Origin of the sequence: Photobacterium sp. 53610 (genome assembly GCF_036409375.1) — a bacterium.
Taxonomy (GTDB): domain Bacteria; phylum Pseudomonadota; class Gammaproteobacteria; order Enterobacterales; family Vibrionaceae; genus Photobacterium.
Map to the genome: position 1 here is coordinate 531,683 of NZ_JAXOFS010000002.1, position 21,135 is coordinate 552,817.

Annotated in this window: 17 protein-coding genes; 9 read left to right on the top strand and 8 right to left on the bottom strand. The window is 48.3% G+C overall.

Annotated elements, in window-relative coordinates; genetic code table 11:
* Positions 1 to 46: 46 nt before the first annotated feature.
* Both SPK40_RS09010 and SPK40_RS09015 read left to right on the top strand, forming a co-directional pair.
* Entirely contained in the window at positions 47 to 811 is a 765-nt protein-coding gene (locus SPK40_RS09010) for an outer membrane lipoprotein-sorting protein (protein WP_248143290.1), read from the top strand.
* Between the two features lie 20 nt (positions 812 to 831).
* Entirely contained in the window at positions 832 to 1,983 is a 1,152-nt protein-coding gene (locus tag SPK40_RS09015) for a hypothetical protein (protein WP_330960219.1), read from the top strand.
* A 127-nt stretch (positions 1,984 to 2,110) separates the two neighbouring features.
* On the opposite strand, the gene SPK40_RS09020 is transcribed toward SPK40_RS09015, so the two are convergent.
* A complete protein-coding gene (locus SPK40_RS09020) occupies positions 2,111 to 3,262 on the bottom strand; it encodes a histidine decarboxylase (protein ID WP_330960220.1) in 1,152 nt (383 codons plus the stop codon).
* A gap of 320 nt (positions 3,263 to 3,582) precedes the next feature.
* Here SPK40_RS09020 and SPK40_RS09025 point away from each other — a divergent pair, with 320 nt between their 5' ends.
* Positions 3,583 to 4,911: a methyl-accepting chemotaxis protein gene (locus tag SPK40_RS09025; RefSeq protein ID WP_330960221.1), complete on the top strand. Its 1,329-nt coding sequence runs from the start codon at positions 3,583 to 3,585 to the stop codon at positions 4,909 to 4,911.
* Positions 4,912 to 4,962: 51 nt separating this feature from the next.
* Here the strand turns inward: SPK40_RS09025 and SPK40_RS09030 are convergent, their stop codons facing one another.
* From SPK40_RS09030 to SPK40_RS09045, 4 genes are all read right to left on the bottom strand, one after another.
* Positions 4,963 to 5,454, bottom strand: a complete 492-nt coding sequence (locus tag SPK40_RS09030; RefSeq protein ID WP_248142070.1) for a SixA phosphatase family protein — start codon at positions 5,452 to 5,454, stop codon at positions 4,963 to 4,965.
* Between the two features lie 81 nt (positions 5,455 to 5,535).
* Positions 5,536 to 6,771 (bottom strand): ABC transporter substrate-binding protein, encoded by a 1,236-nt coding sequence (locus SPK40_RS09035; RefSeq protein WP_330960222.1) that lies wholly within the window; start codon positions 6,769 to 6,771, stop codon positions 5,536 to 5,538.
* Between the two features lie 123 nt (positions 6,772 to 6,894).
* Positions 6,895 to 8,334 carry an ATP-binding protein gene (locus tag SPK40_RS09040; RefSeq protein WP_330960371.1) on the bottom strand — a complete coding sequence of 480 codons (1,440 nt, stop codon included), beginning with the start codon at positions 8,332 to 8,334 and terminating at the stop codon, positions 6,895 to 6,897.
* A 24-nt stretch (positions 8,335 to 8,358) separates the two neighbouring features.
* Complete coding sequence (locus SPK40_RS09045; RefSeq protein ID WP_248142068.1) at positions 8,359 to 9,096, bottom strand: response regulator; 738 nt, start codon at positions 9,094 to 9,096, stop codon at positions 8,359 to 8,361.
* 461 nt (positions 9,097 to 9,557) lie between these two features.
* Here SPK40_RS09045 and SPK40_RS09050 point away from each other — a divergent pair, with 461 nt between their 5' ends.
* Positions 9,558 to 11,873: an FdhF/YdeP family oxidoreductase gene (locus SPK40_RS09050; protein WP_330960223.1), complete on the top strand. Its 2,316-nt coding sequence runs from the start codon at positions 9,558 to 9,560 to the stop codon at positions 11,871 to 11,873.
* Positions 11,874 to 11,957: 84 nt separating this feature from the next.
* On the opposite strand, the gene SPK40_RS09055 is transcribed toward SPK40_RS09050, so the two are convergent.
* Together SPK40_RS09055 and ptsG are read right to left on the bottom strand one after the other, a co-directional pair.
* The gene (locus SPK40_RS09055) at positions 11,958 to 12,875 is read right to left on the bottom strand and encodes a PIG-L family deacetylase (RefSeq protein ID WP_248142066.1); all 918 of its coding nucleotides are present in this window, start codon (positions 12,873 to 12,875) and stop codon (positions 11,958 to 11,960) included.
* 64 nt (positions 12,876 to 12,939) lie between these two features.
* Positions 12,940 to 14,382: a glucose-specific PTS transporter subunit IIBC gene (gene ptsG, locus SPK40_RS09060; RefSeq protein WP_248142065.1), complete on the bottom strand. Its 1,443-nt coding sequence runs from the start codon at positions 14,380 to 14,382 to the stop codon at positions 12,940 to 12,942.
* A 208-nt stretch (positions 14,383 to 14,590) separates the two neighbouring features.
* Between ptsG and SPK40_RS09065 the strand changes: the two genes are divergently transcribed.
* The 3 genes from SPK40_RS09065 (at position 14,591) to SPK40_RS09075 (ending at position 18,027) form a co-directional block, all read left to right on the top strand.
* Complete coding sequence (locus tag SPK40_RS09065) at positions 14,591 to 15,307, top strand: response regulator transcription factor (RefSeq protein ID WP_330960224.1); 717 nt, start codon at positions 14,591 to 14,593, stop codon at positions 15,305 to 15,307.
* 12 nt (positions 15,308 to 15,319) lie between these two features.
* Positions 15,320 to 16,765: a HAMP domain-containing sensor histidine kinase gene (locus SPK40_RS09070; RefSeq protein ID WP_330960225.1), complete on the top strand. Its 1,446-nt coding sequence runs from the start codon at positions 15,320 to 15,322 to the stop codon at positions 16,763 to 16,765.
* Between the two features lie 80 nt (positions 16,766 to 16,845).
* Positions 16,846 to 18,027: an ABC transporter substrate-binding protein gene (locus tag SPK40_RS09075; RefSeq protein WP_330960226.1), complete on the top strand. Its 1,182-nt coding sequence runs from the start codon at positions 16,846 to 16,848 to the stop codon at positions 18,025 to 18,027.
* A gap of 15 nt (positions 18,028 to 18,042) precedes the next feature.
* Here the strand turns inward: SPK40_RS09075 and SPK40_RS09080 are convergent, their stop codons facing one another.
* On the bottom strand, positions 18,043 to 19,032 hold the full coding sequence (locus SPK40_RS09080) for an alpha/beta hydrolase family protein (RefSeq protein WP_330960227.1): 990 nt from the start codon (positions 19,030 to 19,032) through the stop codon (positions 18,043 to 18,045).
* Positions 19,033 to 19,676: 644 nt separating this feature from the next.
* Here SPK40_RS09080 and SPK40_RS09085 point away from each other — a divergent pair.
* Positions 19,677 to 20,021: a cupin domain-containing protein gene (locus SPK40_RS09085; RefSeq protein ID WP_330960228.1), complete on the top strand. Its 345-nt coding sequence runs from the start codon at positions 19,677 to 19,679 to the stop codon at positions 20,019 to 20,021.
* Between the two features lie 221 nt (positions 20,022 to 20,242).
* Complete coding sequence (locus tag SPK40_RS09090) at positions 20,243 to 21,073, top strand: glycine-rich domain-containing protein (protein ID WP_330960229.1); 831 nt, start codon at positions 20,243 to 20,245, stop codon at positions 21,071 to 21,073.
* The last annotated feature ends 62 nt before the right edge of the window (positions 21,074 to 21,135 follow it).

A 21,135-nucleotide genomic window follows, 5' to 3' on the forward strand; every position in this document is an offset into this window, starting at 1 on the left:
GACCAATCAAACTGCGCGAATCACCCAATGGCTAGCTCCAATCGGCATGATTGTTGCCCTTGGTTTAGCGGTGATACCGGCCGTTTGCCATGCCGGTAACGAACAGGGACTCGACATCGCAAAAGAACGTAAAGCACGGGATACTGGCTGGGGCGACAGTATTGCCGACATGACCATGCTGTTGTCCAATGCTCAGGGTGAAAGCAGCACCCGTAAAATGCGCATCAAAACCCTGGAAGTCGCCGATGATGGTGATAAAGGACTGACGATTTTCGATCAGCCGCGTGATGTTCAGGGCACCGCCTTTCTCAATTTTGCCCATACCACAAAGCCGGATGATCAGTGGCTTTACCTTCCTGCCCTGAAGCGTGTCAAACGCATTGCATCTCGCAACAAGTCCGGTCCGTTTATGGGCAGTGAATTTGCCTACGAAGACTTAAGTTCGTTCGAGCTTGAGAAATATGATTTTACTTATCTGGGCAATGAAACCCTCGATGGCCAGTCCGTATTCAAAGTTCAACAGATTCCGACCGATGAATATTCCGGTTATACCAAGCAACTGGTCTGGATCGATCAAGACCAGTATCGTCCGCTGAAAGTTGAGTTTTACGATCGGAAAGACAGCCTGCTGAAAACGCTGAATTTTGAAGAATACACGCAGTATCTGAACAAGTACTGGCGTGCGCATAAAATGACGATGACCAATCATCAGACAGGAAAAACAACGGTGCTGACCACTCATGAGCTGACTTTTAACAATGGGCTTGATGAAGGCGACTTTAATAAAGCCAGCCTCAAGCGCGCGAAATAAATCCAAGAACAGGAGCAATCATGACATTCCGATTTGCTGTATTGCCCCTGTTTCTGGCTGCCTCTGTTGAGGCAGCCGGTTTCAGCGGCCAGATCAACCTTGAACAACGCCAGTTTCTCCATGACGGACTTGAAGGACAGGACAAAAGCCAGAGCTCACTGGTCATCGAACCAGAATGGTACACCGAATGGCAGGACGGCGATGCCCGGCTCACGATTCAGCCATTCCTGCGGCTCGACAGCCTGGATAATGAGCGAACCCATGCCGACTTACGTGAATTCATGTACCTGCAGTTAATTGATGACTACGAACTACGCATCGGTGTGGGAAAAGTCTTCTGGGGGGTAACGGAGTCCATCCATCTGGTGGATGTCATTAATCAGACAGATAACGTTGAGTCCGTAGACGGTGAACAAAAACTAGGTCAGCCGATGCTCAGCCTGACCGCTGTGAAAGACTGGGGAACCGTGACTGGCTTTGTCCTGCCCTACTTCCGGGAACGGACATTTGCTGGCAGAGATGGCCGACTACGACTGCCACTTCCGGTTAATGACGATGCCCGTTATGAATCATCCGCGGGCCAGGAGCACATTGACGGATCACTTCGTTACAGCCATTACTTCGGTGATTGGGATATAGGTGCCAGCTATTTCAAAGGCACCAACCGGGAGCCTTATTTCCTGCCCGGTTCGACCAGCCTGACGCCCTATTACGCACAAATGGAGCAAACCAGTGTCGATATTCAGGGCATTTTCGGCACCTGGTTGCTCAAGCTTGAAGCCTTATACCGTGACAGTCTGGAAAACCATTCTGCGGCAGTGACTGGTTTTGAATACACCATCGTTGGGGCATTTGAGACTTACTGGGATATCGGCCTGATTGCTGAATACCAGTACGACTCTCGTTCAGAAAGCCTGAATCAGAACGATTTATTCCTCGGAACCCGGTTTGCCCTGAATGATATCGACGGTACAGAGGTTCTGATAGGGATCAGTCAGGATTTGGATCATCGTCAGGAATCAACCGGACGTGTTGAAGCTTCTGCCCGCATCAATAACAACTGGAAATGGCGCGCGAATGCATGGTGGTTTAATGCTGACAAACTGGACAGCCCTTTGTATTTTGCGCGCAAAGATGACTTCATTGAGCTGGCGTTAGAATATTATTTTTAAGTGCAGTCCTGATCATCTATTTTTTAAAAGCTGATGTCGGAAACGCTCCAGTCCTCCGGCAAATCCGAATGAACTGAAGAGGAAGTGGCTCATCATGCCACTTACCTCTCACAGCTCAACAACGACACTAGGCAACCGTCATGGATTCATCTTCCTTCAAATCCAGTGCCACATCTTCAATCAGCTGATCCAGAAATTGAATGTTATCAATCATATGCCCTGTGATAATGATGTGAGCGTACTCCGCTGAATTCGCCAGACCATATTTTCGCCAAACCGCCTCAGAAGGTGTCGGAAAGACAACAATCACTGAGTTCGGGTTCCTCCAGGCTGGTACGCCTTTCTCATTCATCTTCTCAGTCGCATATTCAGCCAGACGCAAACAGCGCTTCACCCGAAGTTCTTTTTCCTGCTCGGTGCTGCTCTTAATGGCATACCACAGCATCAGTGGCGTTAAACCATTTCTTGAACCCGTGATTGTCTTATCATTCGCAACAATATAATCAACGGCAACGCTAATGTTTTCTACATATTCTTTCTTGGTTAACACCACGCCACAGGGTATCGGCGCACCAATCATTTTATGACCTGAGACAGAAATAGAATCGATATCGTCTGCAAATGAATAAGGTTGCGGTGCGTCAACAAAAGGAAGAATCATGCCGTGAAATGCAGCATCAACATGAAGGTAGTAATCTTCTCGCTGAATGCCTGCATGTTTTAATATCGCTTTTATTTTATCCAGATTGTCTGTCGCACCATGCAACGTTGTGCCGACATTTGTGAATATAATCGGATGCTCAGTTTCATTCAGTGCAATCTGTCTCTGGAGATCTTCATAATCGATTTCACCATTCGGCAGACTTCTGACCACACGATGTTCAATTCTGAGCAATTTCACTATCTTATCGACGGAGTAATGCGTATTTTCCGAAAAATACAGAATACCATCCGGGAAGATTTCACGGGCCAGATAGCAACCATACATATTTCCTTCGGTGCCACCATTAGTCACATATCCCCAGGATGTTTCAAAAGGAATGCTGAATTTCTCTGCGAAATAGCGCATCACTTCTTTTTCAAAACGGAAAGTATTGAGGCTGTAAATTGATTCGACGGCCCAGTCACCGCAATTATTAAATGAAAACTGCCAGAACTTATCAAGTTCCTGATAGTTAAAGTCTGCCGAAACCGGATAGCCGATAACATTAAATTGATTTGATTTACAGGTATGAAAAAAGTCTTGAAGCATCTTTTGATCTTGGGCTGATAATTGCATTGAGATAACCACGTTTCATATATTATTTTAATTCGCGGCGATACTAACAACGAATTTTAGTTGCAACAACAAGCATATTTTTATTGATAAAAATGTTCTTATCTCAACTTTGTACAAGATTTTTTACAGGTATCCGGCACTGATAGTTCAAACAGAAAATATAAAAATCTCCAGGGAACAGTTATAGCAATCAATCCTGCTATTCTGACTCAGAGACGTGATCTATCTGAAAGACTTGAAATTTCGAGCACATTTACACTTTTAAATAAATTTTGGTGTTCTATAGTCGTGAGTGGGTATATGTCATAAAGGAATGAGACATGTTCGGGTTCGGGTTCGGGTTATCCAGAAAAAATGTTGTATCACTGACAAATGATGAATTTGTACAACGGGAAAACAACGAAGCAAAACATTTACTCAATGCGATTAAAAATGCTTTTGCGTTCATTGAGTTTACACCCACGGGAGAAATCATCTCCGCCAACCCGCCTTTCCTTCGTGCCATGGGATACAACCTGAACGAGATTCAAGGCAAACACCATCGCATGTTCTGCACTGAAGAAACCCGTCAAAGTCAGGCATATCAGGTTTTCTGGAAACAGCTGGCGCAAGGTCAGCAATCAAACGGCTTATTTAAAAGATTAACTAAAAGCGGAAAAGAAATCTGGCTGGAAGCCAGTTATTGCCCTGTATTTGATCCGGACGGCTCCGTTTACAAAGTCATTAAAATTGCATCTGATATTTCTGAACGGGTTGCCGAGCATCATGATCTTGCCAGTCAGATGCAAGCTGTCTCACGTTCGATGGCAATTATTGAATTCGACCTGAACGGCCATATTCTGAATGCCAATGATAATTTTCTGTCGACCGTGGGTTACACGCTGACAGAAATTCAGGGCAAACATCACCGGATTTTTGTTGCCCCTGAGTATGCGAAATCCCGTGAGTATCAGAACTTTTGGGATCAGCTCGTCCATGGGCAATATCTGGGCGGGAAGTTCGAACGGATCAACAAAGCCGGTGACACCTTATGGCTTGAAGCCACTTACAATCCGATATTCGATGCCAACGGGGTACTCTATAAAATCATCAAATTTGCAACAGACATCACTCAGAGTGTCCTCATTGGTCAGGAAAACAGCCAGCTGGCTTACGAATTGTCGGTCAATACCAGCCAATTATCTGCAGAGGGAAGCAGTGCAGGCAATATGGCGATTCAGCAGATGACTCAGATGGTCGAGGCCCTGAACATCACTTCAGGCGTCATGACCCAGCTGGAAGAGCAATCGAAAACGATTACCAGCATGGTCGACACGATCTCCGGGATTGCAGATCAAACAAATTTACTGGCTTTAAATGCGGCCATCGAAGCTGCACGGGCCGGCGATCAGGGCCGAGGTTTCGCCGTGGTTGCAGACGAAGTTCGTCAGCTTGCATTCCGGACCAACGAATCCACAGAAAAAATCGATCATGTTGTGAAACAAAACAGTCAGTTAACCACGCGAGCGGTCTCTTCAATGTCTGAGATTATTACCCATGCCCACAGCAGCATGGAAAAAGTCAAAGAAGCCAGCGCAGCCATCCACAACATTGAAGCCGGCATCAGTGATGTCGTCAATGCGATCCGCAAAATGTCCGAAACAGGCTGACCCGGAAGATGCATCCTAAAAACATCAGGCCGCAAATGCGGCCTGATTGAATTATGACAAACGCTTTGGATAGTCAAAAAAGAGAAGCTGAGAGTTATCCGGCCCGAATTGTTTCCATTCCCGGGTATGAACAGCAAAGACAATTACGCCGCAAGTAGGAACATTCTCTGTTTTCAGCCCCAGACGAGCCACCAGATCATTAATTGCCGGGTTGTGGCAGACAACCATCAGACGTTCGACTTCATCGGAAACCGACTGAATTATCTCAACAACTTCATGAGCATTGTCCGTATACAGTCCCACTGTTGTAGCCAGTTCAGTCGGATGAGGATGCAACGCCTGTTCGAAATACTGCGCAGTCTGAAAAGCCCGTTCTGCCGTGCTGGACAAGATTCGCTGAGGTAATGCCTGCCAGGCCGCAAAACGTTTTGCCATATCTGCCGCATTATCCAGACCACGCTGGTTGAGCGGGCGATCGTGATCATCCAGATCCGGATCATCCCAGGACGATTTTGCATGACGGACGATATAAAGCAGCTTCATACTCTTGGTTCCTCCCTCATTTTCTTTTGTCCTAAGCCTAGCGCAATCTGTCAGGCTTAACTCATACCTGAATCACATTGATTAGCGGGCAGATTTTACAGCTCTGACCAAACGATGCGCGGCCTGCTCCGGATCTGCATTTTTACTGTGGAAGAAATTGGTGACGACATCAAAAATAGCCGCCTGCACATAACTGGTATTTGCCAGCCCCTGAGAAAGACTGGGAACCAGCGTGTTCTGAACTTCACTTGTACTGAAAGCCTCAGCAGATGCATGTGAACACTGATCAAACCCTTGCAGCGAGACATCGCTGCGAACCGGAATCGAGCCTTTCGCCAGATTAAACTGACGCTGAAAATCAGGCGTCAGAATGGTATGCGCCATCATTTCCTGTGCTTTCAATTGTCTGGCAGCATTATTTTTAAAGAATGCGAAACTGTCGATATTGTAAGTGAAATAACCTTGTGTGCCAGGCGCGGGAATACACAGAATATCTTCGCCCGGAACTTTCCCCATGGCGGTGAGTTCCCCTTTGGCCCAGTCTCCCATAAACTGCATCGCAGCCTCGCCATGGACGACCATCGCGCTGGCATCACTCCACTCCATTGCCTTGGTTTTCACATCAATATACTGACGCATCGCGTTAAACTGACGGAAAACTTCCACCATTTTTTTACTGTCCAGCTGAGACATCTCCAGATCGACAAACGCACGCCTGTAATCAGCCGGACCAAGAACGGCCAAAGCAATCGATTCGAACAAAGTCACTTCCTGCCAGGGGTCACTTCCGAGAGCAACAGGCACAATTCCAGCTGCTTTCAGTTTTTCCGCCGCATCAAAAAACGCATCCAGTGAATCCGGCACCGTTGCACCCGCCTGTTTCATCAGAGCCGGGTTCACCCAAAGCCAGTTCACCCGATGAATATTGACCGGCACTGCAACATAATGCCCCTGATATTTCATGATTTTGCTGATGACCGGAGGCAACAGCTGGTCCCAGTGTTCTGCTTGAGCGACTTTATCCAGATTCGTCAGAAAACCCAGCATGCCCCATTCTTGCAGATCATCCCCTTTCAGCTGTGCTGCTGAAGGCGGATTCCCGGAAACCGCGCGACTTTTCAGAACCGTCATCGCGCTTTCACCACCACCGCCGGCAATCGCAAAGTTTTTCCAGCCAATGCCCTGCTGCTCCAGACTGTTCTGAAGCACATCCGCGGCATTCATCTCACCTTTTGCGGTCCACCAGTGCAGCACCTCCACTTCTCCCCCCGCAGAATCCGGTTCCGCACTCAGCGCAGCGGGTGAAACAAAAGGCATCAGAGCTACGGCTAAGGACAAAGTCAATCGGCGAACTGTGCCAGCGGAGCATTTTCTAATCATCTGTTTTCAATTCCAAATCAGAGCATCAACACGCAATCAAAACCGGCCTGTAACATGGTATCAAACGATGAAGCGAGGCAAAGTCAGCGTGACTTCCAGCCCGCCCTGCTTCAGGTTCCGAATCGTCATATCGCCACCATGTGCATGTAAGATATTGCGGGCAATCCCCATGCCCAGGCCGTGACCTTCATCATCTTTTGCCAGACGGACATAAGGCTCAAACACTGCATCCATCTTTTCTTCCGGAATTCCCGGCCCCTTATCCCAGAGACGGATCACCAGTGATTCCTCACTGTCTTCCACATCTACCCAGACTTCCCGGCCGTATTTCACACCATTCTCAATCAGGTTACTCAGACAACGTTTGAGTGCCAGCGGCTTCCCGATGACCGGTGAAATGTGCTCGTCCGGCAGATGGACCTGTATCTGCTGCCCGTTGTGACTTTCCGCGATACTGCGCATCAGCTCAGATACATCCACCTGAATCAGGTTTTCATGTAAATCCGTATCTCTGACGGTCTGCAGCGCGCCTTTCACCATCATTTCCAGTTCATCAAGATCTTTGTTGAACTTATCAATTTTCGCATCGTCATCCAGCAGCTCAGCTCTTAACCTTAAACGGGTAATCGGGGTTTTCAGATCGTGCGAAATAGCCGAAAACAGGTGTTCACGGTCATCAATATACCGCCGCAGCCGTTGCTGCATCCGGTTAAATGCCCGTGTTGCAGTCACCAGCTCACTTGCACCTTCCTCTTTCAGTTCCGGCTGGTAGATGTCCATACTGAGGGCATTGGCCGCATCCGCGAGTCGCTTGAGCGGCTTGGTCTGTCGACGCACCATGGTATAGGTAAAAAACAGCAACAATGCGGTGATAAAGAGTAAAAAGAGCACCTGCTGCTTGGTGATGATTTCATCTTCGAGTGAGGTATAAGGCGGCGGCAGCAATGCTGCGATATACAACCATTCTCCCTGGGCCAGCTCCAGCTGAACCACGAGGATCGGCGGATTAAGCGGCTCCAGACTTAACGTGTAATGCGCCCAGGATCGGGGCAAGTCGCTCAGCAGAATATCGTTCTTCAGCACGTGCAGCGTTTCCGGGCGGGAGAACTCCACCCGGATCACATCCAGCCGGGGAAGTTTATCGTGCAGCACTTCCCGGATCGCTTTCACCGCGGTGTGTTTCATACTGGAGGCGGGAATCGGATCAATGCGGATTTCTTCCTCATTGAACGAAACAAAAAAGCGGGTGCCGCCCATATTCCGGATCTGATCCAGAACGATATGACGATACTGTAAAGGCAGTGATTCAAAAAATGTCACCGTCGAAGCAAACATCGTTGCCATACTGGACGCGGCAGACTCAAGCCCTTCCAGATCACGCCGTTTCGATTGACCGTACCAGATTAAAGTCGCAATCATCTGCGCCAGAAACACAGCAAGTAACGTAAACCACAGTGTTCGGGCCATCAAAGACGTTGGCCACCATTTTTTCCAGTTCATCATCCCTCAACACCCGCGAGCCGGTCAGTCCTTCGATTCGTAGCTGACTTCTGCGTTAAACAGATATCCATTCCCGCGAACCGTTTTGATCAGACGCTGCTGACGTCCTTTATCACCAAGACGCTGTCGCAAACGACTGAGCTGCACATCCACCGCACGTTCTGATGGCTGCGCATCCCGCCCACGGGTGGCATAAAAGATGGTATCGCGATCCAGCACTTCGTTCGGACGACTCAGGAACAGTAACAGCACAGCATAATCACTGTTGGTCATCTCATAACGGCGCTGGGTATTGATGTCTTCCAGAGATTGAGAAGCCGTCTCCAGCCGCCAGTGATCAAAGAGAAAAGCTTTCGGTAATGGCTGACTGGGTTCCTGCTGGGTCTCTGACGGTTTCACCCGGCGCATCAGCGCTTTAATTCTCGCCATAAGCTGCCTCGGACTGAAGGGCTTCGCGATATAGTCATCCGCTCCCAGTTCCAGGCCCACAATCTGATCCATTTCATCAGACACCGCCGTCAGCATAATAATGGGTACGTCAGAGGTTTTACGGACATGCTGGCACAGTGAAAAACCATCCTCACCCGGCAACATAATATCCAGCAGAATCAGATCCGGCTCGCTGATGGTCATTTCCCGTTTCATGGCAATCCCATCTTCCGCAGTGACCACCTGAAAACCCTGCTTGGTCAGATATTCGTCCAACAGCTCGCGAATCTCCTGATCATCATCAACGACCAGGACCAGCTTGTTCGCAATCATTCTGCTTTTCCTCTCTGCCAGCCCTTTCTTTTCGGCAAAGGCCAGCCTTTCTAATCAATATCGTGAAACCCGTAAGATACCAGACTCAGGCTGAAAACGCTTGAGGTTCAGTGTAACGTCCGCGTAACAGTCAGATGAAGACAGAGGCATGATGCAACCGCCTGCTACCACTGAACTTGCAAGTGAGCAGCGCTACTAATCTCACATTTTTTGTGGGGAATATTACATTTTTATCACGCCTGCCGTAATACTATAGAGAGCCGTGTAAAACCATGCCGCCTGAAAAACCAGCAAGCGCGCACAGAAAACTGGCATCCTGCAGGGGATAACTGCACACTAATCCGATTGTCTTTCCCCTAACCGGCGTCTGCAGCCGTCAGGAAGCCAAAGTTTTTTCTCGATCCCGGCAATCAACGTCTTGCCAGACACACGCCTGATACACACAAGGATGATGAATCACCATGACCGTAAAAAAATACAAAAGCTCCGCCGGTGGATGGGGGGCACTTGCCAGTACAACTCGTCATCTGGTGAAAAGTGAGAACATCACCCGAAATATCCGCAACTTACTGAAAACGAACCAAGAACATGGTTTTGACTGCCCGGGCTGTGCCTGGGGGGAAACCGAAGAACAGGGACGATTCAGATTCTGCGAAAACGGTGCCAAAGCCGTGAACTGGGAAGCAACCAGTCGTCGGGTCACCCCGGAGTTTTTTGCCCAGTATCCGGTCGGCTGGTTGCAGCAACAGAGCGATTACTTTCTGGAATATCAGGGCCGCCTGAGCCACCCCGTACGATACAACCCCAAGACAGATCACTATGAAGCGATCCGTTGGGATGAAGCTTTCGCCCTAATCGCAAGTCATTTACATGCGCTGGATAACCCAAATCAGGCCGAATTCTACACCTCAGGACGAGCCAGTAACGAAGCGGCGTTTCTCTACCAGCTTTTTGTCCGGGCCTATGGCACCAATAACTTTCCGGACTGTTCAAATATGTGCCATGAAGCCAGTGGCGTCGCCCTGAAACAAAGTATCGGCATCGGCAAAGGTACAGTAAAAATCGAAGACTTTGATAAAGCTGACGCTATCTTTGTCTTTGGGCAGAACCCCGGCACAAATCATCCCCGGATGCTGGATACTCTGCGTAAGGCCTCTCGACGCGGCGCCGCAATTGTGACCTTCAATACCCTCAAAGAACGCGGCCTTGAGCGATTCACAAACCCGCAATCTCCTGCTGAAATGCTGACCGGTGGCGCAACCGCCATCAGCAGTCACTATTTTACGCCAAAACTGGGCGGTGACATGGCGGTGGTCAGGGGCATGGTCAAAGCCCTCATTGCCATGGATAAAACCGAGACCGCTGCAGGAAAAGATTCTATTTTCGATCATGATTTTATCCGGGCGCATACGACAGGATTAGACAGCTACCTGAGCGAAGTGGAAGCAACAGACTGGTCTCTCATTACGGAACAGGCGGGACTGAACCAACAGGATCTTGAATACGCTGCAACACTATATCGCCACTCTCAACGCGTGATCATCACCTGGGCGATGGGCATTACACAACACAAGCACTCTGTCAGCACCATTCAGGAAATCACCAACCTGCAATTACTCTTTGGTCAGTTAGGCAAACCGGGGGCCGGACTTTGCCCGGTCCGAGGCCACAGCAACGTACAGGGTGACCGGACCATGGGCATCCATGAAAAACCGGCACCGGCATTCACCCAGGCGCTTGAAAAACGGTTCGGCTTCACTCCCCCATCAGAACAGGGTCACAATACTGTTCATGCCATCAAGGCAATGCTGGCCGGAGAAAGTAAAGTCTTTATCGGATTAGGAGGCAACTTTGCTTCAGCGACACCAGACACCCGTCTCACCCAGCAGGCACTGGCAAGTTGCGCGCTCACGGTGAATATTGCCACCAAACTCAACCGTACCCACCTGATCACCGGTCAAGACAGTCTGATCCTGCCCTGCCTGGGCCGAACGGATATTGACCTTCAGGAAAACAGGCCGCAATCGGTCACGGTTGAAGATTCTTTCAGCATGGTGCATGCCTCCGGTGGTGTCGTTGAAAGTGACATCGCTGAAATGCGCTCTGAGCCTGCAATCATTGCCGGTATCGCCAAAGCCACACTGGGGAATCACCCGGTCGACTGGGACTGGCTGATCGAAGACTACGACCGGATACGTGATCTGATTGCCGACGTCATTCCCGGATTCAGTGAGATGAACCTCAAACTGAAACAGCCCGGCGGTTTTTATCTGGGTAACAGTGCTGCAGAGCGAATCTGGCACACGGATTCCCAAAAAGCGGAGTTCAGAACGCATCCGCTCCCCGACCACCTGCTCCCGGCCAATTTACGTCAACTCAGCGATGATCCGGTTTTCGTTCTTCAGACCGTTCGCTCTCACGACCAGTACAACACGACAATTTATGGTTTTGAAGACAGGTATCGCGGGATTTCAGGCGAACGTAAGATCCTGATGATGAATGCATCAGACATCGAGGCAATAGGCTTAAAACCGGGGGACAGAGTCGACGTGACTTCGTTGTCTGCCGATGGCATCCAGCGTCAGGTCGAAGGGTTCAAACTTATCAGCTATGACATCCCGGCTGGCAATATCGCCGCATATTTCCCGGAAACTAACCCGCTGGTGGCACTGGACAGTAAAGGCGACTTGAGTGATACCCCGATTTCGAAAGCCATTCCTGTCGTGCTTACGCCTAGTCAGGTTGACGATGAACGAATCGATCTGGCTCCTTATTAATCCGGACAATGAATCAACCGGGAAGTATCTTACTTCCCGGTTCGCAGAGAAAACGAATGTGTTCGGGGGAAATGAACAGATCCGCTACTGCAAATTACAGAATGCAGCCTGACACTTCGCATGGGGCTGTAGTGCACTGTATGTCGATTTATCCCATTTATAAATGGTTTCATAATCTGTGCTTTCGAGTGGCGGGATATAGCCTGTGTCGTACTGACTCAGATAATATTCCTTAAACATCTCGATCTTATGCTGTTTATCTATCCAGAAAGTCATGGAGGTCAGAGCATTCGCCGGCAGCCGGGCCTGGATACTATTCACTTCATCCATTGCATTTTCCGGATTCGCTCCCGTGTATGGCTGATCTTCACCGAAATAGATCTGACATTTTGCTTCATTCCCCAAATCATGCGCTGCTTTCATCACGGCTTCACGCACAATGAAGTGATCAATATGACTGCCGTTTGCCAACAGAACAAATGCGGCACAGTTCTCTTGCTTCAATACTGGTGTGACATCAGCGGCAATGCGCTCATAAACGGCAATCTCATCCTGACGGAAGTCCGCAAATGTTCCTGCCGGCCCCCCACCAGCCGTGACAGAGCCTTCATATTTCCGCAATGGCGCATCATAGAAGCCAGCCGTTTTGTACCGAAAGTTATCCCACTGTCCGAACATTTTTATGTGGGCCCCGAAATCTTCACTGTTCCGCATCGTTGAAACATCAAATACACGTTTATTGGTCAGCTCATTCAGATGGTTCGTTGTGTAATTTGACAGAGAGAAAAACACTTCAGTGACATTGTTTTTTTGATCCAGTGTTCCTTCTTTGGATAATTTATTGATCAGACCGCCGAAGGTCAGCAGAATATCGTCCGGGTGCGGACTCAGAAAATAGAGTTTTTCCTGATTCACATCCAATGGTGCAGCCTGTACCAACGACGGAGAAAACACAGCCGCAGCCAAAATGCCCGCCATCATTGAACGCTTCGAAAAATGCATGAGTCATTCCTTTTCTTCAATAAACACAAATGAAACCGGACGGTTCTCACCGTCCGGTCCCGGATTAATTTGAAGCGACGAGAACCGCCTTCATTTCGGTCTTAATATTGTCTGATTGCGTCCCGAAAATAGCCTGCAGATTATCTCCGACCACCAGTACTTCACGGGCACCCAACTGTTTAATTTTGGGAATATCAGCCTGTTTGATATCCAGCAACGTCACACGCAGACGTGTAATGCAGGCATCGACATTCTTGATATTCTCTTTGCTGCCCAGTGCCTGAATCAGATTCTGCGCAAGCTCAGTGCCAATTTCAGACAAGCTGCTGACTTCATCAGCTTCACTTTCACGTCCCGGTGTCATCAAATTGAGTTTGGCTATCAGTACGCGGAAAATGCTGTAGTACATCAGTGCCCACAAAGGACCAATCACAATAAACAACCAGGCGTTTTGCGACAGTGGGAAATAAAGCAGGAAGTCGATCGCACCATGTGCAAAAGTCACACTATGATGAATATCCAGCGCGGTCACCAATGCAAACCCCAGTCCCGTCAGGATACAGTGAATCACATATAAAACCGGTGCGGCGAACAGAAAGGAAAACTCCATCGGCTCCGTGATCCCTGTCAGCCAGGAAGTCAGCGCTGCAGAAGCCATAATCCCGCCAATCAGGGCACGCTTTTCAGGACGGGCTGAATGATAGATTGCCAGACCAACAGCAGGCAGCGCCCACATAGAGTACAGATAACCACCCGCCAGATTTCCCGCTGTCGGGTCACCTGCCAGATAACGCTGAATTTCACCTTTAATAAGTTTGCCAGTCGCCGGATCAACATACTCTCCCACTTCAAAGAAGAAAGGAACGTTCCAGATATGGTGCAGACCAAACGGGATCAGGGAACGTTCAACCAGACCATAAATCCCGAACGCGGTTGTCGGACTCTGGTATGCCGCCCAGTGCGAGAAGCTGTCAATTGCGCTGCCGATTGGCGGCCACACATAACTCAGTAAAATCCCGAGGAAAATAGCGCTGATACCGGTGATAATTGGGACAAAACGTTTACCGGCAAAGAAGCCCAGATACTCGGGTAACTTGATATTGTGGAAACGATTAAAGAGATAAGCGGCCACAGCACCGATCATGATCCCGCCGAATACCCCGGTATTCAGGCTCGGAATCCCGATGATTGTTGCAGGTTCAATGCCGTGCAATTTTGCCATGACTCCCATGGTGGCTGTCATAATGGCAAAACCGACCGTTGCAGCAAGCCCTGCAGCGCCGTCATTATCTGATAATCCCAGTGCGACACCGATAGCAAAAATCAGTGCCAGATTACTGAATACCGCGTCACCAGACATGGCCATAATGTTTGAGACCAACTCCGGCAACCAGGCAAAATTGGCTGACCCAATCCCAAGCAATAACCCCGCGACCGGAAGCACGGCAACTGGCAGCATCAGAGATCTGCCAATCCGTTGTAAGAGTCCAAAAGTACTGTTTATCATTTTTTTATGTCCTTCTTGATATTTTCGTAGAGGTACATAACTAACTTAATGAAAACAAGCGGACTGAAGGTTACAAAAGCCTATGAGTTTGTAAGTAGCCTGTTACATACCCAAGTTGAGGTACGTATGAGTTTTGAGCTATAGCTGTGGTTTTCCATGTTGAAATGATGTATCAGATACACAAATGGAATAAGCAACGCGGTCAGGTATGAAGAACACCAGAGAAATGAAGACGATTCTCGTCGTGGACGATAATCAGGAACTCAGGGATGCACTCACTGAATACCTTGGTCGCTCAGAGTTTCATGTACTGACTGCCTGCGATGGCGAAGAGATGTGGGCACACTTCAATCAGGCCGAACCGAATCTGATCATTCTCGATATTATGATGCCGGGAGATGACGGGCTAACCCTCTGCGGTCAGATCCGGAAGCGTTCCAATGTGCCGATTATCATGCTGACCGCTGTGACCGATGAAGTGGATCGGATTGCCGGTCTTGAAATCGGAGCTGATGATTACATCACCAAAACATTCAGCCCGAGAGAACTACTGGCGCGAATCAAAGCCTTGCTGCGCCGGACTCAGGTCACACACGGAGAAGCCGCATCGCACCATCTGGTACAGTTTTCCGGCTGGACCTGTGACCTGATAAAACGTCGTTTAATCAGCAAAGAGGGCGAAATCATTCCGCTCTCCGGGGCTGACTTCAACCTGATCAGCCTGATGCTGGAAAAGCCGAATCAGTTACTCAGCCGTGACAATATTGCCCGCTGTATCTGGGGAAGGGATGCCGAACCGTTTGAACGGGGAATCGACGTCCAGATCAGCCGCCTGAGAAAACATCTGCATGATGATGACCGGTCTTTGATTCTGACCGTCAGAAACAAAGGCTACATGCTGGCCAGTGATGTGATAACGGTGTAATTGATTCTCCTCATGAAGCTGACTTCTCTATCATCTCTTTTTTCTTCCATCACTTTTCGTATTGGTGCAACGCTGCTCATCGTTATCGTGATTGCGGAACTGATCGCCGGACTGATCTGGTATCAGTCCGGTGCAAAAAAAGAAGCCGAAAACCTGCAGAAAACCATGACAAGTCTGATGTCGAATGCCGCAGACACCTATAACTATTTCCATGCGCTGCCCGTGAATTATCGCTACCTGATCCTGAACCAGATACGTGAAATGGGCGGTACGCGCTTTTTTATCTCGATTAACCAGCGGAAATTACCCGTCACCCTCCCGACAGCAAATGACCGGACTGAACTGCTGCTTTCAACCGCGCATGATGTACTGGGTCAAAAGATAAACCACGCAGAGCAAATCGATATCGCTTTAAGCCAGCGCCAGGACCTGAGGGTCTTCAATTCCGGAATCAAACTGGATGCTCTCCCGGAAATCTGGGCCAGTTACAGCCTGGCTCTTGGAGACATGGACTTACCCATTGTCGTGATGCAAATCCAGATGTCTGAGCAGGAATGGTTTTATCTGGCAGCCACCTTACCTGTCCCTTTTTCATCGCTGTCGCCCCAGTTTATCGACCAGAAACAGCTCATGTTCCTGGGTGTCTCTTCACTGCTGTTGGTCCTTTGTACGGTCTGGCTGCTGCGAATGGAAATCCGGCCAATTCGCAGGCTGGCTAAAGCCGCAACCCTGATGGGTGGACAGCTCTATGTCGAAGAAGTACATGAAGAAGGCAGTAAAGAGACACGGGCAGCCGTCCGTGCTTTTAACAAAATGAACCGGCGGGTTCGTGCTTATATTCGTGACCGGGAAATGTTGTTCGGTGCCATTTCTCACGACCTCAAGACACCGCTGGCCTGTCTGAAGCTGCGCACAGAAATGCTGGATGATGAACAGGCTAAAGAACGATTTGAAAAAATTCTTGATGAGTTCGACCTGATGCTGAAAGGTGCGTTGCAATGTATCCGGGACACCGATATCCATGAGGAACCAGAATGGATCGATATGACTCAGATGCTCGAACAGTGTGCCAGCTATTACAACCGCAACGATCCCAGAGTCCATTTGTTTACCAATGAGCCAATTCATTTTTTGGGTAAGCCTCTGGCAATCAAGCGATGCTTATACAACATCGTCGATAATGCAGTGAAATATGGCAAAAAGGTAGACATTCAGCTGGAATGTTCAGAAAACGACATCCAGATTCAGTTCAGAGACTATGGCCCGGGACTCGATAAGAAATGGTCAGAAAAAGTATTCGAACCTTACTTTCGCGTCAATCCGCAAGATGAGCTGGGTTCCGGCCTGGGGTTGACGATATCACGCAGTATTGCACGCAGTCACGGTGGTGACCTGACATTACAAAACCATCCTGCGCAGGGGCTAGTCGTGCTAATCCGATTGACGAGAGACACATGAAACGATTCCTTCTTTTCTGCATCTGTGCATTGACGCTGCCAGTTTCTGCCTCAGAACCAGCTTCATCACCAACGTCATCGATGAAAAAAATCGAATTTTTGCACTGGTGGACCGCCAAAGGTGAAGTTGCTGCCTTCAATCTGGTCAGAGAAGCACTGGATAATGCAGGTGTCCATATTTTGGGTCTGCCCGTCCCGGGTGGCGGTGGAGATACAGCCATGTCTATCCTGCAGGCACGTGCTATCGCAGGAACGCCGCCAGATCTGGTCCAGCTGGAGGGGCCTTCCATTCAATCCTGGGCGGCGCTGGGTTTTCTCCATCAATTAGATAAGGTTGCAGCAAACGGCAACTGGCAGGAAAACCTCTTACCTATTGCCCGGGATGTCAATCAGTATCAGGGGCACTATGTGGCCATACCGATCACAGTCCATCGCCTGAACTGGATGTGGATTAACCGTAAGGTTCTCCGGACATACGGGCTGGCTATTCCCACCACCTGGGATGAACTCATTGATGTTTTCGCCCGCCTGAAGAAACAAGGTGTTGAGCCGCTGGCTCTGGGTAAAGAACAATGGCAAATTGCATTGCTGTTTGAAAATCTGGCCTTTGGCTACGGCGGCGCCGATTATTACCAGCGTGCCTTTATCAACATGGACCCCAAAGCGCTTAACAGTCAGATAACCTATGACATTCTGGCGAGATTCAGAGCCATCAGCCAGCTCGTCAAACCCGGGATGTCACACATGCGCTGGGACGAAGGTACTCAATTGCTGATTGAAGGTGAGCGGGCATTTCAGATTTCCGGGGACTGGGTGCTGGGCGAACTGCTTGCCGGAAAAGTGAGTATTCCGGACGCGATCGGATGTTACCCCACCCCATCGAAACAAACGGGCTTTATTTACAATATGGACAGCTTTGCCCTATTTGACAGCCCGAGGACCCATCCGGAGACAACTAAGATTGTCAGTCAGACATTGTCTTCCCCTGCCTTCCTGAAAGCCTTTAACCAAGTGAAAGGGTCAATTCCGGCAAGAAAAGATATTACATTAGATGGCTTTAACCGCTGTTCTGTGAAAGCAAAAGCAGACATGCTTACCGCTTCCCAAACCGGCCAATTGATCCCAAGTATTGTTGATTCCATGGCGGTCAGCCCACTGGTACAACAGGCGACATCCAGTGAAATTCTTCGTTTTTTTAATGATGACAATATGAAGCCTGAAGACTTTATTCTTCATTTGCAAAATATTCCGCGCGGGGGATAAGTGCGGCAATGCCACCTACTGACTTTTGTACATCATATCGTTATTTAGCCAGGTCAATAGCGTTGGCAGCACATCAGGTGCCATTGCGTCCTGTTCCATCCACATCAGCTTGATCCACTGCAACAAGCCAAACTGCTGCGAATGAAAGATGTCCGCTTTGAGTAAACCATGACTGGCATTTTTGATCAGTTGCGTTGTTACCCAGGGGTTCGGATGCACTTGCCACCAGCGATATTCTGACCGAGCATCAACATTGAGGTCTTGCTCTCCCCAAAGCAACAGGGTCGGAATAGCAATGTGCGGATAATCTAACACAGCGTTCGATTGAAAATTACGCAGCACGAATGAATACCGTTCCTTCGAAAGATCACCCTCCCCGACAACAGACTGATAATGCAGAAAAGAAGGCTGAGTGCGCAATAATGCAATCTCTTTGTCGTAATCAGCTAAACCCGCCTTAAGCGCTTCCGAAGATGCTCCGGTGATTGCCAGTCTTGTTCTGGCGTAATACCTTCCCTGAGCGATCCAGTCAGATGCGAAACCAATACCGATCATGAAGCCAAAGCCAGAGGGCTGTTTTGCCAGTTCAGGGAGCACCCAGCCCGCCTGACTGAAACCGACCAATCCGGTCTGTTTTGATGTAAAACCATATTTATCTTGAACAGCTTTTGCGGCAGCCCGAACTTCGGACTGACGATCGGACATTGACTGATTCAGCCAGCGTCCAGTCGATTTCCCCACACCGGGTTTATCCCAGCTAAAAATAGCAAAGCCCTTCTCCCTCAGAGGTTGCCAGAAAATGGCATAATACCCATCGGCGTCATAAGTCATCGCGCCATCACCATGGACAAAAAGCAGTACAGCCTTTGCATGCTGGCCATTCAAAGGCGCCAGATATTGCCCGGAGAGCTGATGCCCACCATGCAGAAATACCACTTCTTCTGACGCAATGGCGCACCAAGACCAAGTCCAAAGACAAAACAGGAACAAGCAACGTTGAAACATGGATAACTCCTTTTTCAACCATCCAGGATAATCATGTGGAAGAATGCACCCTGATTTTAAACGTTTGAGTTTACACTTCGTCTGTTAAAAAAAGTGCAGGTACATCAAGAAAGAATACATTGCGCGAAATATCTGCCTTCATCAATAAAGAGTGAGAAATAGGACTCAAAACACTAAAACTAAGTCTATCGCTATCAGTTGTCAGTTGTCAGTTGTCAGTTGTCAGTTGTCAGGATATCCAAAAGTCTATCGCCTTCTATCGGGACATCCTCAGCTTTTCCGCCAACACAGATTTGGGCAGCGCACAGGGCAACCTCAAACTCAATATTGGTCACGGGACTTGCCTGGAACTTTTTCCTTTCGAGATTTATCAGTCTGAAAATCAGGGGACAATCGCACATTTTTCGATAGAAGCGCAATCATTAAAAAATTCCATCTGTTTTTTACAGTCCAAAGAGGTAAAGATATTGAGAGGTCGAGTTTAAGTAAAACATAATAATGGTACAACAATCAGAAAAGTTCTTTTTATCTCAGGTTCTGATGGCGAAGGAATTGAACTGATTGAAAGATTCATCTAAATTCAATTCAACTGCTTATTAAATGATGAGCGCAATCAAAAGCAATTTCAGCCCAGAGGGAAGACCATGAGATATGTAATTCTGCTTTTGATGCTGTCATTGCCAACTTTCAGCGACTCGGCATCCGAATCTGACCATAAAGAAATCCTGTTAGAAAATGACCGTGTACAGGTTGTACGTCTGACCTACCCGCCCGCGACTGAATCCGGCATGCATACACACCGCTATCCAAACCGGACCGTCTACGTCCTGAAAGGTGGCTTGCTTGAACTCAGCTCATCCGGTTCAGCAAAACCAGCCAAAACACTACAAATTAAAGAAGGTATGACCTTATTTGCTCAGGCTGAAACGCATAATGTGAAAAATGTGGGTTCAACTGAAATTGTGCTTCTTGAAACAGAGTTAAAATAATTTATCTCCTTTCAGAAGAAGAACACTTGAAAAACTTCGAACAATTTTTACACCTGAAATAAAGAGCACCAGTATCAAGAAAGCAGCAACGCAATTGTTGCTGGTTTCTCATCGCATTCAAATTTATGCATTGTTCTGCAAATGCAGCCATTCATTAAAGCATCAGACTTTTCTGTCGCCTATTCAACTACATCAGAAAGCCAAATGCATTTGAACAATCAATGAACACTTCCATTTTCGTCTTCATCACACTCATCCCTCTCGGTATCATCGCTTACGTATGGATAAAGACCACCACATATCTCAGAACTGAACATATAAAAAAATATCGTTTCCCGCCGCCACTTAAAGCAAAGGTAAAAGCCTGTTACCCGCACCTTTCAGATGACGAAATAGAGCTCGTATTTGAAGCACTTCGAGATTATTTTCTGATTTGTTCTCAAACACCCCTGAAAGCGATTTCTATGCCTTCTAAAATTGTCGATGTTGCCTGGCATGAGTTCATTTTAGCAACCAAAACCTATCACCACTTTTGCCAGAAATCTTTTGGCCGTTACTTCCACCACTCGCCCGACTGGGAAAGCAATACAACAGCCTCCCGAAGATTAAGAAATGAACAAAGCTGGCGATTCATTTGTCTCCACGAGCAAATCAGCCCTGGATATCCACGGGAAATGCCGCTGCTGTTTTCAATTGATGAACAACTGAACATAGAAGATGGGTTTTGTTATCACCACAGCCCAAGGAAAAGATCCATCCATGTCAGCACCATTGACTCTGCCAATGAGGACGGGTGGTTTCTCTATTGTAAAACGCCCCTCTGCTCCGAGGATGACGACGATGGGTCAGAAGGTGACTATGATGACGATAACTACGATGATTGCAATGACAGCAGCAGTCACAACGATACAGACAACGACTATCGCAATGGGTCTGATACCAATGACAATTATCATTACACCAATGGATTTGACAGTGACAGCAGCAGCCAAAGCTGCAGCGGTAGTGGTGGCTGTAGTAGTTGTAGCAGCTGTAGTTCGGGTGGGGATTGAATGTTCAACTGACAATTGTTATCGATCTTGACACATCAAGAAAACAAAGTGATTTGCAATCA

Excerpts from the sequence above, each read along its gene's own strand:
- ptsG (WP_248142065.1), bottom strand. The coding sequence starts at position 14,382 with ATGATAAACAGTACTTTTGGACTCTTACAACGGATTGGCAGATCTCTG.
- SPK40_RS09040 (WP_330960371.1), bottom strand. The coding sequence starts at position 8,334 with ATGAACTGGAAAAAATGGTGGCCAACGTCTTTGATGGCCCGAACACTG.
- SPK40_RS09035 (WP_330960222.1), bottom strand. The coding sequence starts at position 6,771 with ATGCCTTTTGTTTCACCCGCTGCGCTGAGTGCGGAACCGGATTCTGCG.
- SPK40_RS09065 (WP_330960224.1), top strand. The coding sequence starts at position 14,591 with ATGAAGAACACCAGAGAAATGAAGACGATTCTCGTCGTGGACGATAAT.
- SPK40_RS09030 (WP_248142070.1), bottom strand. The coding sequence starts at position 5,454 with ATGAAGCTGCTTTATATCGTCCGTCATGCAAAATCGTCCTGGGATGAT.
- SPK40_RS09075 (WP_330960226.1), top strand. The coding sequence starts at position 16,846 with ATGAAAAAAATCGAATTTTTGCACTGGTGGACCGCCAAAGGTGAAGTT.
- SPK40_RS09015 (WP_330960219.1), top strand. The coding sequence starts at position 832 with ATGACATTCCGATTTGCTGTATTGCCCCTGTTTCTGGCTGCCTCTGTT.
- SPK40_RS09090 (WP_330960229.1), top strand. The coding sequence starts at position 20,243 with ATGAACACTTCCATTTTCGTCTTCATCACACTCATCCCTCTCGGTATC.
- SPK40_RS09020 (WP_330960220.1), bottom strand. The coding sequence starts at position 3,262 with ATGCAATTATCAGCCCAAGATCAAAAGATGCTTCAAGACTTTTTTCAT.
- SPK40_RS09050 (WP_330960223.1), top strand. The coding sequence starts at position 9,558 with ATGACCGTAAAAAAATACAAAAGCTCCGCCGGTGGATGGGGGGCACTT.
- SPK40_RS09080 (WP_330960227.1), bottom strand. The coding sequence starts at position 19,032 with ATGTTTCAACGTTGCTTGTTCCTGTTTTGTCTTTGGACTTGGTCTTGG.
- SPK40_RS09055 (WP_248142066.1), bottom strand. The coding sequence starts at position 12,875 with ATGCATTTTTCGAAGCGTTCAATGATGGCGGGCATTTTGGCTGCGGCT.
- SPK40_RS09025 (WP_330960221.1), top strand. The coding sequence starts at position 3,583 with ATGTTCGGGTTCGGGTTCGGGTTATCCAGAAAAAATGTTGTATCACTG.
- SPK40_RS09070 (WP_330960225.1), top strand. The coding sequence starts at position 15,320 with ATGAAGCTGACTTCTCTATCATCTCTTTTTTCTTCCATCACTTTTCGT.
- SPK40_RS09045 (WP_248142068.1), bottom strand. The coding sequence starts at position 9,096 with ATGATTGCGAACAAGCTGGTCCTGGTCGTTGATGATGATCAGGAGATT.
- SPK40_RS09085 (WP_330960228.1), top strand. The coding sequence starts at position 19,677 with ATGAGATATGTAATTCTGCTTTTGATGCTGTCATTGCCAACTTTCAGC.
- SPK40_RS09010 (WP_248143290.1), top strand. The coding sequence starts at position 47 with ATGATTGTTGCCCTTGGTTTAGCGGTGATACCGGCCGTTTGCCATGCC.